This is a genomic window from Dolichospermum sp. UHCC 0315A, assembly GCF_008121535.1.
In the GTDB taxonomy this organism is placed as follows: domain Bacteria; phylum Cyanobacteriota; class Cyanobacteriia; order Cyanobacteriales; family Nostocaceae; genus Dolichospermum; species Dolichospermum lemmermannii.
Genome location: NZ_CP043056.1, coordinates 209,548 through 222,942 on the forward strand (window position 1 = coordinate 209,548; position 13,395 = coordinate 222,942).

General features: G+C 36.3%; 22 protein-coding genes and 2 pseudogenes. 5 read left to right on the forward strand and 19 right to left on the reverse strand.

The window, feature by feature from the left end:
* Positions 1 to 193 precede the first annotated feature (193 nt).
* The 7 genes from BMF77_RS01065 to def all read right to left on the reverse strand — a co-directional run bounded on the left by BMF77_RS01065 (position 194) and on the right by def (position 3,820).
* Entirely contained in the window at positions 194 to 1,027 is an 834-nt protein-coding gene (locus BMF77_RS01065; protein WP_148759947.1) for a M56 family metallopeptidase, read from the reverse strand.
* 39 nt (positions 1,028 to 1,066) lie between these two features.
* Positions 1,067 to 1,486 (reverse strand): BlaI/MecI/CopY family transcriptional regulator, encoded by a 420-nt coding sequence (locus tag BMF77_RS01070; RefSeq protein WP_015080163.1) that lies wholly within the window; start codon positions 1,484 to 1,486, stop codon positions 1,067 to 1,069.
* Between the two features lie 63 nt (positions 1,487 to 1,549).
* Positions 1,550 to 2,356, reverse strand: coding sequence for a PD-(D/E)XK nuclease family protein (locus BMF77_RS01075; RefSeq protein ID WP_148759949.1), 807 nt, complete (start codon positions 2,354 to 2,356; stop codon positions 1,550 to 1,552).
* Between the two features lie 9 nt (positions 2,357 to 2,365).
* The gene (locus tag BMF77_RS01080; RefSeq protein WP_148759951.1) at positions 2,366 to 2,665 is read right to left on the reverse strand and encodes a type II toxin-antitoxin system RelE/ParE family toxin; all 300 of its coding nucleotides are present in this window, start codon (positions 2,663 to 2,665) and stop codon (positions 2,366 to 2,368) included.
* A complete protein-coding gene (locus tag BMF77_RS01085) occupies positions 2,665 to 2,931 on the reverse strand; it encodes a type II toxin-antitoxin system ParD family antitoxin (RefSeq protein WP_148759954.1) in 267 nt (88 codons plus the stop codon). Before BMF77_RS01085 ends, BMF77_RS01080 begins: the two co-directional genes overlap by 1 nt.
* A 109-nt stretch (positions 2,932 to 3,040) precedes the next feature.
* The gene (locus BMF77_RS01090) at positions 3,041 to 3,244 is read right to left on the reverse strand and encodes a hypothetical protein (protein ID WP_015080159.1); all 204 of its coding nucleotides are present in this window, start codon (positions 3,242 to 3,244) and stop codon (positions 3,041 to 3,043) included.
* Between the two features lie 12 nt (positions 3,245 to 3,256).
* Positions 3,257 to 3,820 (reverse strand): peptide deformylase, encoded by a 564-nt coding sequence (def, locus tag BMF77_RS01095; RefSeq protein WP_148759956.1) that lies wholly within the window; start codon positions 3,818 to 3,820, stop codon positions 3,257 to 3,259.
* 102 nt (positions 3,821 to 3,922) lie between these two features.
* Between def and BMF77_RS01100 the strand changes: the two genes are divergently transcribed.
* Positions 3,923 to 4,585 carry a methyltransferase type 11 gene (locus BMF77_RS01100; RefSeq protein WP_148759958.1) on the forward strand — a complete coding sequence of 221 codons (663 nt, stop codon included), beginning with the start codon at positions 3,923 to 3,925 and terminating at the stop codon, positions 4,583 to 4,585.
* 207 nt (positions 4,586 to 4,792) lie between these two features.
* On the opposite strand, the gene aat is transcribed toward BMF77_RS01100, so the two are convergent.
* Positions 4,793 to 5,368 carry a leucyl/phenylalanyl-tRNA--protein transferase gene (gene aat, locus BMF77_RS01110; RefSeq protein WP_015080155.1) on the reverse strand — a complete coding sequence of 192 codons (576 nt, stop codon included), beginning with the start codon at positions 5,366 to 5,368 and terminating at the stop codon, positions 4,793 to 4,795.
* 58 nt (positions 5,369 to 5,426) lie between these two features.
* Between aat and BMF77_RS01115 the strand changes: the two genes are divergently transcribed.
* Complete coding sequence (locus BMF77_RS01115) at positions 5,427 to 5,756, forward strand: hypothetical protein (protein WP_015080154.1); 330 nt, start codon at positions 5,427 to 5,429, stop codon at positions 5,754 to 5,756.
* 119 nt (positions 5,757 to 5,875) lie between these two features.
* Here the strand turns inward: BMF77_RS01115 and rpsN are convergent, their stop codons facing one another.
* From rpsN to BMF77_RS01135, 4 genes and pseudogenes are all read right to left on the reverse strand, one after another.
* Positions 5,876 to 6,178 carry a 30S ribosomal protein S14 gene (gene rpsN / locus BMF77_RS01120; RefSeq protein WP_148759960.1) on the reverse strand — a complete coding sequence of 101 codons (303 nt, stop codon included), beginning with the start codon at positions 6,176 to 6,178 and terminating at the stop codon, positions 5,876 to 5,878.
* Between the two features lie 103 nt (positions 6,179 to 6,281).
* Positions 6,282 to 6,956 (reverse strand): endonuclease III, encoded by a 675-nt coding sequence (nth, locus tag BMF77_RS01125; protein ID WP_210422276.1) that lies wholly within the window; start codon positions 6,954 to 6,956, stop codon positions 6,282 to 6,284.
* A gap of 75 nt (positions 6,957 to 7,031) precedes the next feature.
* Entirely contained in the window at positions 7,032 to 8,126 is a 1,095-nt protein-coding gene (gene rseP, locus BMF77_RS01130; protein WP_148759964.1) for an RIP metalloprotease RseP, read from the reverse strand.
* A gap of 265 nt (positions 8,127 to 8,391) precedes the next feature.
* A pseudogene (locus BMF77_RS01135) lies at positions 8,392 to 8,670 on the reverse strand (DUF2854 domain-containing protein); the annotation flags it as partial.
* Between the two features lie 136 nt (positions 8,671 to 8,806).
* On the opposite strand from BMF77_RS01135, the gene BMF77_RS01140 reads away from it, so the two are divergent.
* Complete coding sequence (locus BMF77_RS01140; protein ID WP_148759966.1) at positions 8,807 to 8,989, forward strand: hypothetical protein; 183 nt, start codon at positions 8,807 to 8,809, stop codon at positions 8,987 to 8,989.
* 222 nt (positions 8,990 to 9,211) lie between these two features.
* On the opposite strand, the pseudogene BMF77_RS01145 reads toward BMF77_RS01140, so the two are convergent.
* Both BMF77_RS01145 and BMF77_RS28530 read right to left on the reverse strand, forming a co-directional pair.
* Positions 9,212 to 9,616, reverse strand: a pseudogene (locus BMF77_RS01145) (response regulator transcription factor); the annotation flags it as partial.
* A gap of 380 nt (positions 9,617 to 9,996) precedes the next feature.
* Positions 9,997 to 10,122, reverse strand: a complete 126-nt coding sequence (locus BMF77_RS28530) for a hypothetical protein (protein ID WP_256370331.1) — start codon at positions 10,120 to 10,122, stop codon at positions 9,997 to 9,999.
* Between the two features lie 120 nt (positions 10,123 to 10,242).
* On the opposite strand from BMF77_RS28530, the gene BMF77_RS01150 reads away from it, so the two are divergent.
* Positions 10,243 to 10,530, forward strand: a complete 288-nt coding sequence (locus BMF77_RS01150) for a type II toxin-antitoxin system HigB family toxin (RefSeq protein ID WP_096668045.1) — start codon at positions 10,243 to 10,245, stop codon at positions 10,528 to 10,530.
* A gap of 122 nt (positions 10,531 to 10,652) precedes the next feature.
* Entirely contained in the window at positions 10,653 to 11,054 is a 402-nt protein-coding gene (locus BMF77_RS01155) for a type II toxin-antitoxin system HigA family antitoxin (RefSeq protein ID WP_148759968.1), read from the forward strand.
* 219 nt (positions 11,055 to 11,273) lie between these two features.
* On the opposite strand, the gene BMF77_RS01160 is transcribed toward BMF77_RS01155, so the two are convergent.
* The 5 genes from BMF77_RS01160 to BMF77_RS01180 form a co-directional block, all read right to left on the reverse strand.
* Positions 11,274 to 11,495: a type II toxin-antitoxin system HicB family antitoxin gene (locus BMF77_RS01160; protein ID WP_148759970.1), complete on the reverse strand. Its 222-nt coding sequence runs from the start codon at positions 11,493 to 11,495 to the stop codon at positions 11,274 to 11,276.
* 245 nt (positions 11,496 to 11,740) lie between these two features.
* Positions 11,741 to 11,908, reverse strand: a complete 168-nt coding sequence (locus tag BMF77_RS26400) for a hypothetical protein (protein WP_168204374.1) — start codon at positions 11,906 to 11,908, stop codon at positions 11,741 to 11,743.
* Between the two features lie 3 nt (positions 11,909 to 11,911).
* A complete protein-coding gene (locus BMF77_RS01170) occupies positions 11,912 to 12,385 on the reverse strand; it encodes a type II toxin-antitoxin system VapC family toxin (protein ID WP_148759972.1) in 474 nt (157 codons plus the stop codon).
* A gap of 504 nt (positions 12,386 to 12,889) precedes the next feature.
* Positions 12,890 to 13,111 (reverse strand): type II toxin-antitoxin system HicB family antitoxin, encoded by a 222-nt coding sequence (locus BMF77_RS01175; protein ID WP_148759974.1) that lies wholly within the window; start codon positions 13,109 to 13,111, stop codon positions 12,890 to 12,892.
* A gap of 2 nt (positions 13,112 to 13,113) precedes the next feature.
* Positions 13,114 to 13,341: a type II toxin-antitoxin system HicA family toxin gene (locus BMF77_RS01180; protein WP_148759976.1), complete on the reverse strand. Its 228-nt coding sequence runs from the start codon at positions 13,339 to 13,341 to the stop codon at positions 13,114 to 13,116.
* Positions 13,342 to 13,395 lie beyond the last annotated feature (54 nt).

Consider the following 13,395-nt stretch of genomic DNA (forward strand, 5'->3'; position numbering starts at 1 on the left):
ATTAAAAAAATATCCTAAAATTTCTTGTGGTGCGGGCATCTTGCCCGCTAATAATACAAGGACGGGCAAGACTTGTACTGAGCGTGTCGAACGTATGCCCATCCCACAAAATTGGATTATTTTTTTGTGGAGTTCTCTTAGTGACTTCTACCTTTTCCCTGTCCTCCATAAAATAGGGAGGATGGGAAATCATTCAAGTATGAAATACGACTGTAACCAAAGGAAGAAACGCCAATAAAAAAATATGCCAAGATTGTAATTGCGTTTCTGGTACTGGTTCAGATGGTGTTAATAAAGCCTCTATTCTTTGTTCCAAGCGATCGCCTGCACCCAAAGCAGCACAACAAATATCTGATGTAATTGGATTATTACTCACGACTAACAGCAAGGATTCTGCTAATACTAAAGGATCTACTTGAGATGCAGCATAACTATCAGCCCGTAATTCTCGTAAAATTAACAATTCTTGCCATAAAGACTCTGTATTCGGCAACCAGGCGGTACAAGAACGCACCCAGCCCAGCCAAAAGAACCAAAACGTATCCCTATATTGATAATGCCCTTGTTCGTGGGCTAAAACACTTTCCAGATGGGCTGGAGAGAGAATTTGTAGTAGTCCTTGACTAACAACTAATTCAGGTTGCCAAAAACCCATTTGTCCAGCAAATAAAGCTCCTGTTTGTAGAAGTCGGGCTGATTTACCATCTAGAGTAATTTGGGGACATTCACGGGCAGATTTAATGGCTTTCCAGCCCTGAAAAGCGAGGTTGATACCTACGGTATTAAAAAATCCTAGAAAAATTAATGCGAGGAGATAGCTAAAAGAGTCGGTATACATTCCGCCCATTTTTCCCTGTGTACCCATACAGACTATAGAAGTGACTGTCATGAATATGAGTAAGGGGGGAAAAAGGAATAAAAACAGGGTTTTTTGCCATCGTAAATGCCAATTTCTTGGCTGGATACTGCCAGAGGATCGTAACCAGCAAGCAATGGTTACAGCGGTGACAATCATGAGTAGGTGCATAAATTTTTCTCCCAGTTGCTTGGTGAGTGAAGCATAATTCTATTTTTCTCCTCTGGCTTCCCGTGCGGCTTGGATGCGTTTAGCGATCGCTTCGATTTGGTCACTAGCAGCTTGATCTAAACTATCAGCAAATGCCGCAATTACATCAGGATTTCCTACTGCTAAAAATCGCTGTAATTGATCATGGGCTTTAATAATATCTGCTTGTTGCTTAGTGAGCAATGGCCGCCAATAAAAGGCTTTGCTGTGCTTATCACAAGCTAACCAACCTTTTTCCGTGAGACGACGCAAAACGGTGGTAACAGAAGTATAAGCCAATTCGCGGTTAGGATCAGCCAGAATCCGATCATGTACATCTTTGACTGTTACTGAACTCAATTCCCAAATAATACTGAGGATTTCTGCTTCTAGGGGACCTAGGGACATTTGTTTGGGACGATAATCGGGTAATGGAGCCATGTTGATAATTTTGGATATTATTTCTATTTCTATTTCTATTTCTATTTTAACATTTTTAAAAGTTCAAAGTGATACTTCTGCAATATTTTCCAAACTAGGAAACTGTTGATTAATATCTATATTCACTTGTTTGATTTTTTGACGTTGACACCTCACTGCATATTGGCAAGATTCACAGATTTTCTGAGATTCCTTAATTTGCGGTAAGGATATATTATATTCATAATCTTTTATCCATTTTGTAAGATTGTTTAATAGTTGATGTAATTCCTCTGCTGTTTTTTGATGTTCTTTTTCATTATATAAAAATTTGATTTTTTTAGTTTGCCCTTTTGATTGCACAAACCAGTAAGTCATGGAAATATTTTCTAATAAATAGTTGCTAGTTTCTGCCATGACATACATATACAGTCTTGTTTGCCAATTTTGAGCTAATGTTTCTGATTTTGGTGGTTGGGGATAGGTTTTCCAGTCGAGAATTTGGGCTTGATTTTGATCAGCAATTAATAGATCATAAATAACTGTGAGGAGATAATCTCCAATTTGCAAGGTTCGATAATGTTCACTTTCTCGAAAAGTTTGATTATCAATATTAGTTATAAATATTTCTGGAGCAATTTTCCTAAAATCAGTCATCCAATTTTGCAATTGAGGATCTGCTTGTAGTAAGTTATTAATAGGTAAACCCATTTCTCGCTGCTGCATAAGTAAGTGAAACCGACTCCCTAAAATTTGATATTTTTCGTGTTTAGGATCTAGAGGAGTATTCAGTTGTTCTAAATAGCTATGCTGGAATTTGCGCGGACAAGCTGCGAGTAAATTGAGATGTCCTTGGGAAAGTCGGAGTATTTGGGTAGAAGTTGGTAGCATAATTTTATTTTATTGATCTAAATCCAAAAACAAAGATTCTATATCTCTATACCCACTAACCACTCGAATAATGACAATACTATTTTCTAATAACTGATAAAAAATTATATAACCATCAATGGGAATACCTCTTAATGGAGAATCTATATGGCTATAACTACGCCCAATTTTAGGAAATTTTACTATATTCAAACACTTGTTATTAAAATCCTTAACAAACTTTTCCCCTGCATCAATATTGCGCTGAAGAAAATAATCTAAAATATTTTCTATGTCCTGACTTGCCTCTACAGATAGAATATATTCCATTATTTTTTATTCTCACGAGCAATCCTAATTTTTTCCTGTAATCTAGCCATAACAACATCACTACTAACTACCTCTCCTCGTTCAATTTGGGTAAGTCCTACAGCGACTTTCTTGCGTGTTTCTTGTTCCCATTCCTGATACCCTTTTTCCCACTCCGATAATACTTTAAGTGCTTTAATTATCACATCATCTGCATTGGTATAATGACCTGTGGCAATATATGCCCGTATCAGTTCCTCAGTTTCTGGTTGAAGTTGAATTTTCATGATTTATAATCTTCCTCTCAATTACCAATTACTTAGTAAAAAATAAAAGGTAAAAGGGTGAAGTGTGCATTCCTCGTTCATCCTCTTACCTTTTTCATATACCTGATGCTTATTTCATATTAGCTCGTGCATCCTTCACTGCGGCAATAAAAAAGAATACGGTGAGAGGAATGCTCAAAGCTAGGATAATGGCAGTGGTTTGGAAACCAAAATTTGGTTCTCCATAACTCAATTCAAACACCGAACCAACAGCCGCAATCGCTGTAAAACAAGCACCACCTAAAAATAAACCGCTTTTTGGAGTTAAATACACTACTAGACCACCCTATGCTACTGGTTTCACTGCTTGATACGAGAAGCCATTCTTCGATAACTCCTCGGTTAAAGTCAAGGAATTTTCTACACGATCTACAAATACCACGCCATTAAGGTGATCCAGTTCGTGGAGAATACAGCGACCCAGTAAATCATCGGCTGTTAAAGTTTGCGGGCGGCCATACTCGTCTTTATAGGCGATTGTTACCACTTCTGGACGTTTTACATCTAGATAGACGTTGGGAATACTTAAACACCCTTCCTGAGCCACAGAGAGCTTACTGCTAACCTGTTTAATCGTCGGGTTAATTAATACTAATGGCGGATGATCTGGGTTATCTGGTTCGCAGTCAATGACGATCAGCTGTTTATTGATACCAACTTGAGGTGCAGCCAAACCAATGCCATCTGAGCTATACATAGTTTGCAGCATTTCGCGCACTATTTGGCGGAGTTCGTCATCTATTTTGGTAACACGCTTTGCAGGTTGTCGCAACACGCGATCGCCTAAGTAGTGCATTTGCAAAGGTGGATTTTTTAACTTTTTCTTCTCGACAGCAATATCAGAGGGCATGGTTCTTGATGGCTTGATAGTGAATAATCTTACTAATCTAATTCTATCGTTAGTAGTCTAGTTCTTAGTTGATATAGTCCAATGACGGTGCATTAAATCATTATGTTCAAAGAAGAAGCTAGGTGGTTGGCAAATATTATCTATTCTCTCAGCCCAAACACTGTATTCCCTATACTCAATATTGGTAGTTCAAACCAAAAATTTAGAGAACATGAACAACCTTGGATTGATGAACTATTATTCAAACCAGCTAGAACAAAAGGCTACTCAGTAATTCATGCGGACATGAAAAACGATACAGGTGTTGATCTAGTGGGGGATTTATGCGACCTTGATTTTTTACAGAAACTTTCAGAAATGAATATTCAATCTGTATTGTGTTCTAATCTATTGGAACATATAACGAACAGAGAAGAAATATGTCAAATAATTAGCTCTATTATCCCTAAATCTGGCTATATTTTCGTTACAGTTCCTTATAAATATCCCTACCACCGCGATCCTATAGATACCATGTTTCGACCTGATATCCAGGAATTGAGTAGCCTATTTCCCGATTTCAAAATTGTCAATGGAGAAATTCTCGCAGGAGGTTATTTAGTGCAATCAACTACCATTACACCTGTATTATATACACTTGCAATGGTCATTCGACTTATGTTACCCATTTACCAACCTCTGAGGTGGTTCGATTCTCTAAAATACGCATTATGGTTGTTCAAAGATATTTCTGTTAGCTGTGTTGTGTTGGAAAAAGTTAATTAGGAAACAGGCAAGAGTTTTATTTCTCTCACTCAACAATTTCTTAACCGCTTACTAATTAATCAACCCGATTTTATCCAATTTCTCCGTCACGGTTTACAACTCACTACTTCCCCAACCCTGCCTTTACCAATCACCAATCACCAATCACCAATTACCAATCACCAATCACCAATCACCAATCACCAATCACCAATTACCAATTACCAATCAAATTAATTTACAAGGACTTGGTAATGCTTGTTTTAGTAAAATTTCATATTCTTCACTACTAACATGATAAGCACCAAATCTGGCTAAATGAGGATTCATCATTTGCGCGTCAAATAGTAGAAATTTCCTTTCTCGTAATCTTTCTACCAATTTCACCATTGCCACTTTAGAACCTTCAGAAATATTGAAAAACATGGATTCACCAATAAAAATACCACCAATGACAATCCCTAAAATTCCCCCAGCTAATTCATCACCTTGCCAAGTTTCAAAACTATAAGCGTAACCAGTTTGGTAAAGTAACCAATAAATCTTTTCTAATTCTGGAGAAATCCAAGTTGTATCGCGGTTAGCACAGCCAGCAACCACACCCAAAAAGTCCCGGTTAACGGCTACTGTGAATCGTTCCTGATTAAGAACACGCTGTAATGATTTAGGATAGCGAAAGCGTTCATCTAAAGGAATTAGAGTCCGTTCGTTACTTCCATACCATCCCAAGTTATTACTCTCATCAGACATGAGAAAATAACCTTGAGCATAACCCCGAATAATAGCAGCAACATCATATTCCATTGTCTTCTTCTGAGATTACCCACAGCAAACAAATTCTATATAAAATATACAAACAAAAATGACTCAAGCAATTCCACCCATTACCTTACCACCTTCGGAAAATCCCCAAGAAGAAGGAGAATGGTTACAACAAAACTTGTTGCATTGGCTTGATCAAGAGTTTATTCCTGAAGCAATAAATCAAAATATAGCCCAGCGGGCATCACAGATTTTTGTGAGACAACGCATGGAAGGAGAAAATGATTTAGGTTCTCTGGTAATTGCTATTGTCACAGAGATGCAATCATTTGATTTTTCTAAAAGCTTTTTTGGGGAGTTTGCGATCGCCAACGCCGTTAGCGATCTACTCTTAGATAGTCTGGGAATTGATCATTGTTGTGGTCAATAATATCTTAGTTATTGGTAATTGGTGATTGGTAATTGGTAATTGGTAATTGGTAATAACAACTGACAACTAACAACTGACCACTAACAACTGACCACTGACAACTAACCACTGACAACTAACTACCAGCTAGACTTAACAACACCGGGTAACAAACCTTCATGGGCCCATTCCCGGAGGACGTTCCGAGATAGTCCGAAATCACGGTAAAAGCCTCTAGGACGACCAGTTAACCAGCAACGGTTGTGCTTACGATTAGGCGCACTGTTGCGGGGTAACTGTTGAATTTTGCGGTGAACTTCTAGCTTTAGCAACGGAGATGCTGCTGTTCTGAACTCTTCTAGTAGTGCTTCCCGCTTGTCAGCATACTTAGCTACCATTTTGGCGCGTTTCTTCTCGCGCTCAATCATACTCTTTTTCGCCATGAATTCCCTAATGTAATGAAAGACAGCATTCTCTATTCTACACCCTTACTCACAATTATAGGGACATGAGAAATAAATTTCCCCAACCCAATACTCCCCAATATTACTCTCTGAGACTCTGAGACTCTGCGAGAGACAAATTCATATCACACAAATCAGCCAATTCACAAAGATTACAACCAGGAGAACGGGCTTTACACACAGCCCGACCATGATAAATTAATCTAATTGACCAATTCTCCCAATGTGGTTGGGGTAATAACTTCATTAAATCTTTTTCAATCCCCACAGGTTCGGTATTTTTCGTCAAGCCCAAACGCTGACTTAACCGCTTAACGTGAGTATCTACTGTCACCCCAGCATTGATACCATAAGCATGGGCTAAAACTACATTTGCAGTTTTCCGTGCTACTCCTGGAAGTTTTAATAACTCTTCCATTTTGTTGGGAACAACAGCATTGAAATCACTGACAATCATTCGACAAGCACCTTGAATATTCTTAGCTTTATTGCGATAAAAACCCGTCGAACGTACCAATTCTTCTAACTCTGTTAAATCTGCATTTGCTAAACTTTCCGCATCAGGAAATCGCCCAAATAATCCTGGTGTAACTTTATTCACTCTTTCATCTGTACATTGAGCGGAAAGAATAGTTGCTACTAATAATTGTACAGGAGTTGCATAATCTAAAGAGCAAGTTGCATCAGGATAAAGATACTGAATACGGGCAAGAATTTCTAAAGCCCGTTGTTTTTTAGTTAATGATTTACGAGTCACGTCAGAGATTTTAAATTTAAGATTATTATTTGGTGTAGGGGTTTAACACTGCTAAACCCCCTACAATTACTGGATTTACAATTTCTGAAATAATTGTTGGATAAATTCCAATTGAGTTGTTTCTTTCACAATTAAGAAAATACCTAATCCTAAAAGTAACACCAAACCAGTTTGCATCACACCTTCTTGAACTTTGTTAGGTAAAGGCCTACCAAATAATCCTTCAATTAATAAAAAGGCTAATTGTCCACCATCTAAAGCGGGAAGAGGCAAAATATTAATAATTGCCAAGTTAATACTAATAATTGCCGCAAAAGAAAATAAATTGGTGCTATCACTAGCGGCTAATTGTGCGCCAATTTGGACAATTTTCACGGGTCCAGAGACTTGTCCTACCGTTTGCCCAAAATTAGTAATTAACTGCCCAAAACCTTGGAATGTCCCCACAACTAACTGTTGAAAACGATTAGCTGCAACTTTGAGAATCTCCACGATATCTTGGGGACGGCGATAAATTGCTTTACCATTGGGACCTAATTCAATTCCCACTAGACCTTTACCATCAGCACCCTGTTTAGGAGTTAGTTTTAGGTTAGTTTGTTGGGTTTCGTGTTGAATTTTTAAGTCAATTTCCTGATTAGGATGGGTTTGAATTTCCTTTGTCAATAATGTAGTTGCGTCTTTACCTAGAGGAATTTCTTGGCCATTTACAGCCAGAATAATATCTCCTTCTCGAATTCCTGCTTGGTAAGCAACAGACTGTTCATTTACAGGTTTGACAAGGACACCGGGTTGATACTGAAATTCTTGGGGTATACCAACGATTCCCAATTGCAAAGCCAACATCAAATACGCAAAGATTAAATTTGCAATTACACCGGCACTAATGACAATAGCACGGTCTAAAACTGGGCGGTTACGCAGCAAATTGGGGTCATTGGGGGGAATTTCGCTATCTGGATCATCATCGGGAAAGCCGACAAAGCCACCCAAAGGGAAAGCGCGGATAGTGTATTCCGTTTCTGATCCTTGGTACTTTAAAAGAATCGGACCAAAACCCAAGGAGAAACGGTTAGCGTAAATACCTTGAGAACGGGCGGCTATGAAATGTCCAGACTCATGTACTAAGATCAAAATAGCCAAAACTGCGATCGCTGCTAAAACTGACATAGAGCAAATTAATCAAAATATTCGGAAATATATTCTTATTGTAGTTTGGGAATGGGCAGACAGACCCCATTTGCGGTGTTGGTTTTCTCTCAGTTGACACTCCCCCTAAGTTTTCTATCAAAATAACCTAAGAACCAATAAATTCGTACTTGGTCGTGCATATTTAACTGTATTTTTAACTTAATAGTAATAATTCCTATTTAGGTTCAGCAAATCCTCTCGATAATTAGTTTTTATGTACTAAATACATCCGTTTCCTTGGGGTGTGACAGTTGCGGGTGATGTCTTTGCGGATTTTAGTTTGTGTGACAGTTGCCTGTTGCTTTCTGAGTTCGAGGATTGATGGTGTGGTAGTTTGGCTGAAGGGGATGGGTTTAAGTTCATTAGCTTTTAGGGCTAAACCTCCCAGTAATAGCGGAAAACCATAGAAAAATCCCACTAGATTGAGGGTAGCGTTATCCATGAAGTAGGCAACAAAACCTGTGATGGTGAGTATACTACCTACTGTTAAACCAAGTGTTCCCAAAGAAATTCTGCCGAGCATAATTTAAGCTTAGTATAATTTATTTTCATCTTTTATTATCATCGCTGATTGGTGGCAGATTGGGAAAGGGATATGGAGATTTTTCCTTTTTGCGTTAACTTTAGATTTGAAGTGTTTCAAAACTGGACGCAAAAAAATGGATATTCAGACAGTTAAAGACCGAATTAGCACTGTTCAAGGTAAACGTGAGCGGTTGCTGAGTTTATTAGAACAACCCAATTTAGGAACTTTAAGGGTTGATGTCAATCAAGCTTTGGAAGAATTAGATGATTTAATTGATGAATTAAAACGGACTATTCACGAAGCAAGAAATAATTAACCTAAGTTGTTAGTTATCTAAAATTTAGGCAGGAGAAAAGGTAATTGATAATTGTCAATTGCCTTTTGCCTGATCTAATTTGTACTTTTTTAATTATTAATGATGTTGGGTTGACCAGGGTCAACCCAATTACATCAAGTCTGGCTGACATAAAAACATCCTCAAAGCCAGACACAGACTGACTTTTAAATTCTCCGACAGGTCTAATATTTCTTCTGGAAATGAAGAATACCTATGTCTGTTCCCTAACTCTCTGACTAAGGCAATGAGTTCCTTTGTCGGAATATCTTTTTTGCAAACTTTATCAAAGTTATGCCTATCTTTGTTTTGTCCAAAAGATACTTCATCTACAGAGGAATAAGCTAGAATTTGAGTATTTGGAGATATAGCTTTAATGTAATGAGATGCTGACCAACCATCCATAATTGGCATTTGTAAATCGAGAATGATCACATCAGGTTGATAGCACTGAACTATTTCTATAGCTTCTTGACCATTACTAGCTAAACCAACAACCTGGATATTTTCTTGAACAGAAAAAACTAATTGTAGGCTTAAACGAGTGAGTTCATGATCATCAACTATGAGAACGCGCAAATTAGAAGACTCACGGGACAACATTAACATTCCAGAAAAAGAATAAATATGAATCCTTATAGTTTATGAGTACAAGTGAAATACTTCACTCTATCGTATGGATGAATTTTAGCCACTAAAAGTTAATTTTTATGCAAATTTTTCATAAAAAAACTGTTTTTTTGCATAATACTGAGGCGACAGATTCAGCACTTATGAAACTGGCATATTATCATAGTGCATCATCTCCAAAATATGTTACTCATCACCAAATATCAAGTCCAATGTCCTCAACAATATACATTTAGTCTGATAGTTGTGTAAGTCTGAAGACTATTTAACCCACATTCCGCACTTCAATAAGTAGTATACAAAACCTACATTTATGTTAATCCTTTAATCCTGGTTATCCTGATTCAGACAGTTAAATATTAATAAAAAATGGTGCTGTACTTTCGGAGAACGCACCCTACAACATGAGCGATCGCACTTGCAGCGACACAACGATTATGCGCTGCTAATTTCAACACTTCCTCTAAGTTGAAATGAATTTCCAAAAATTCCTGTACAGAGGCTTGACATTTGGTTCTCTTTATGAGAACATAGAGCTACACAAATAAGGACACAAAGTAAAGCACATATGTTTAAACTAAAAAAATTGAAATTAATAATACATTATGAAAGTAATTGGCATCGAAAATCTAACTGAATTTAGTAAGATTCATCCAGATGCTGAAATTAGTCTTAATGTTTGGCTCCAAACTGCTCAAAAGGAAGAATGGAAACACATTATAGATGTAAGAGAAGTTTATCCACACGCAGATTTTGTACAAGGCTACACAGTTTTTAATATAGGAGGAAATAAGTTTCGGTTAATTACTAAAATTACCTATAAAGTCAAGACCATTAAGATTGAGGATGTATTAACTCATAGTGAATATAATGAAGATAAGTGGAAAAAATAACGAATATTTAGAGGGTTTCGCCTCTCAATAGTCTAATTACACTACTCAGAAGCTCATAAACATCTAGGATATGGCTTTACTATGTCCCTAGTGAAAACATTCTACCCCAAAGGGGGTTGTATATGACAAATACACTAAACAAGGAAGAATACATTAAGCTACTTTCTGAAACTGTGCCACGTATAATCGACACAGAAATAGAGCATAAGCGTCTACTAAATGAAGTAGATAAATTTATGGATTTAGGGGAAAATTTGACAGATGAACAAGCTGAAGTTTTACAGTTGCTAGTAACACTAATTGAGCAATATGAAAATAAAGTCTATCAAATGAAAGCTATAACTCCCCTAGATATATTACATGAGTTAATGTCAGTAAGACAACTCAAACAAAAGGATATTGTCGAGATTTTTGGCTCAAAAGGTATTACTTCAGAAGTAATAAATGGTAAAAGAAGTATTAGCAAAAATCAAGCCAAAGCATTGGGAGATTTTTTTCATGTATCATATTCTTTGTTTTTGTAAGCAAATGGGGATAATAGCTGACTTTCTGAATCACTTCTAATGCTTTAATTGTAGCTAAAAATTGTCAGAATCAGGATGCTCAGGATTTGAGGATGTACAGGATGTTTTTTAATATTTATCTATATTTTCAGCAATTGCGCTAATTCAAATATTCCAGAATATCAAACTCAAATACAATCCTGTTAATCCTTTAATCGGTGGAAATCCTGATTCTAAAATTTATACGCTACTTAGGGCTTTCACCTTTGCAATAGCACCTTCAATATCTGGCAATTTTTGACCATGTTTTTCGGCTGTTTCTAACCATAAGTTTCGCACAATTATCAATTCTTGTAATGTTTCTTCTAAAGTTTCACCCTGTGCTAAACATCCTTTTAATGCGGGAATTTCTGCTACAAAACCGCCTTCTTCACAAGGATAAACAACTATGGGATAATTCATGATTACTCTCCTTCTATTAATTCTAATACTCGTTTAACATAAACTGATTTTACCCGATTATTATGAACTGGAATTACTTAGAAATTGCGCTAATTTAAATATCCCAGAATATCAATATCAAATACAATCCTGTTAATCTTTTAATCGGTGGATATCCTGATATGGCTTGCGCCACGCTACGCTATCAGACAGTTAAATATTAATAGAAAACGGTGCATTGTATTGTATTAATGCACCCTACAAAATTAGCGTGAGAGAACTACCTTCTTTAATGGAATAGAAATAATCTTTCTTCCACTAGTTGCTTGCTGTTTTCTTAAATCAGCACAAATAGCAGCCAAATCATAATTAAATGACTTAGCTTGTTCATCTCTTATTTTGCGAATTTCTGCCAAAACTTCATCATTCCACATAAATTATTCTCCTAACATTTCATAAGGTGTACATATTGTTGGCAATTCATACCCTAAACTATCAGCAATCTGTGAGAGTTTTTTCTGAATATAGGGGTTAGCAATGTGCTTACAATTCCATGTTAACAGATAATCCAATCCATAGACGGTAGCTGTAGCAATGTGAACAGTATCATAAGCAGCACTGGGTGGTAAATTACTTTGTTTTTGGAATTCCTGTGCTAAATTTTGTACTGATTCTGTGATATCAAGTAAAGGAAAGTTATTTAAAACTTCTAGTCTTTTATTCACCATTTCTGCATCACCTTTTGCTACTTCTTGCAATACCAGTGGAGAAATGTAAATAGTAAAGGAGTTTCGCTGATTGTCCCACCAGTCTCTTGTTAATTCTGCATTAGCAGCAACTATCAAATTTTTACTAGGTCTTGCTGTTAAATAACCAATAATACTTGTTTCTATGTATATTGTTTTGGTCATATTATTCCAATGCGATTACTTTGGTAAATTTACTATACTGTATTCTGTTAATCCTTTTTGTCTGAATCAGGATTCTCAGGATTTGAGGATGTACAGGATGTTTTATTAAAATTAATCTACATTTTTAGAAATTGCGCTAATTCAAATATCCCACAATATCAAAATTAAATATAATCCTGTTAATCCTTTAATCCTGGTTATCCTGATTCTGACAGTTAGTTTTCTTGTCTGAATCAGGATGCTCAGGATTTGAGGATTAACAGGATGTTTTATTAAAATTAATCTACATTCATGATTATTTCCTCTAATTCATGTTAGTTGCTTATGCTTTAATTGTAGCTAAAAATTGTCAGAATCAGGATGTCTAGGATTTGAGGATGTACAGGATGTTTTTTAATATTTATCTACATTTTCAGAAATCGCGCTAATTCAAATATTCCACAATATCAAACTCAAATACAATCCTGTTAATCCTTTAATCGGTGGAAATCCTGATTCTAAAATTTATACACTACTTAGAGCTTTCACTTTTGCAATAGCACCTTCAATATCTGGCAATTTTTGACCATGTTTTTCAGCTGTTTCTAACCACAAGTTTCGCACAGTTATCAATTCTTGTAAGGTTTCTTCTAAAGTTTCACCCTGTGCTAAACATCCTTTTAATGCTGGAATTTCTGCTACAAAACCGCCTTCTTCACAAGGATAAACAACTATGGGATAATTCATGATTACGCTCCTTCTATTAATTCTAATACTCGTTTAACATAAACTGATTTTACCCGATTATTATGAACTGGAATTACTAAGATTGTTTCATCTTTGATAAATATGTGATGACTACCTGTAATTCTATCTAAGAAAAATTCCTCTAACTCTAAAAGTTTACGAATATCACTAAACTTTACATTGTTGGGGCTATTTTTTAATTTTTCAATTAGTTTATCTTTTTTGACCATTTTCTGCTAGTAAAAATTTTAACATTATTTGTCAGAATCAGGTGGTTATCGAGC

Bases quoted from the DNA above. Each gene is read 5' to 3' on its own strand.
- BMF77_RS01155 (WP_148759968.1), top strand. From the start codon at position 10,653: ATGACAAATACACTAAACAAGGAAGAATACATTAAGCTACTTTCTGAA.
- BMF77_RS01170 (WP_148759972.1), bottom strand. From the start codon at position 12,385: ATGACCAAAACAATATACATAGAAACAAGTATTATTGGTTATTTAACA.
- aat (WP_015080155.1), bottom strand. From the start codon at position 5,368: ATGGAATATGATGTTGCTGCTATTATTCGGGGTTATGCTCAAGGTTAT.
- BMF77_RS01180 (WP_148759976.1), bottom strand. From the start codon at position 13,341: ATGGTCAAAAAAGATAAACTAATTGAAAAATTAAAAAATAGCCCCAAC.
- rseP (WP_148759964.1), bottom strand. From the start codon at position 8,126: ATGTCAGTTTTAGCAGCGATCGCAGTTTTGGCTATTTTGATCTTAGTA.
- BMF77_RS01070 (WP_015080163.1), bottom strand. From the start codon at position 1,486: ATGGCTCCATTACCCGATTATCGTCCCAAACAAATGTCCCTAGGTCCC.
- BMF77_RS26400 (WP_168204374.1), bottom strand. From the start codon at position 11,908: ATGTGGAATGATGAAGTTTTGGCAGAAATTCGCAAAATAAGAGATGAA.
- BMF77_RS01080 (WP_148759951.1), bottom strand. From the start codon at position 2,665: ATGGAATATATTCTATCTGTAGAGGCAAGTCAGGACATAGAAAATATT.
- rpsN (WP_148759960.1), bottom strand. From the start codon at position 6,178: ATGGCGAAAAAGAGTATGATTGAGCGCGAGAAGAAACGCGCCAAAATG.
- BMF77_RS01115 (WP_015080154.1), top strand. From the start codon at position 5,427: ATGACTCAAGCAATTCCACCCATTACCTTACCACCTTCGGAAAATCCC.
- BMF77_RS01160 (WP_148759970.1), bottom strand. From the start codon at position 11,495: ATGAATTATCCCATAGTTGTTTATCCTTGTGAAGAAGGCGGTTTTGTA.
- BMF77_RS01100 (WP_148759958.1), top strand. From the start codon at position 3,923: ATGTTCAAAGAAGAAGCTAGGTGGTTGGCAAATATTATCTATTCTCTC.
- BMF77_RS01140 (WP_148759966.1), top strand. From the start codon at position 8,807: ATGGATATTCAGACAGTTAAAGACCGAATTAGCACTGTTCAAGGTAAA.
- def (WP_148759956.1), bottom strand. From the start codon at position 3,820: ATGCCCTCTGATATTGCTGTCGAGAAGAAAAAGTTAAAAAATCCACCT.
- BMF77_RS01065 (WP_148759947.1), bottom strand. From the start codon at position 1,027: ATGCACCTACTCATGATTGTCACCGCTGTAACCATTGCTTGCTGGTTA.
- BMF77_RS01075 (WP_148759949.1), bottom strand. From the start codon at position 2,356: ATGCTACCAACTTCTACCCAAATACTCCGACTTTCCCAAGGACATCTC.
- BMF77_RS01175 (WP_148759974.1), bottom strand. From the start codon at position 13,111: ATGAATTATCCCATAGTTGTTTATCCTTGTGAAGAAGGCGGTTTTGTA.
- BMF77_RS01085 (WP_148759954.1), bottom strand. From the start codon at position 2,931: ATGAAAATTCAACTTCAACCAGAAACTGAGGAACTGATACGGGCATAT.
- BMF77_RS01150 (WP_096668045.1), top strand. From the start codon at position 10,243: ATGAAAGTAATTGGCATCGAAAATCTAACTGAATTTAGTAAGATTCAT.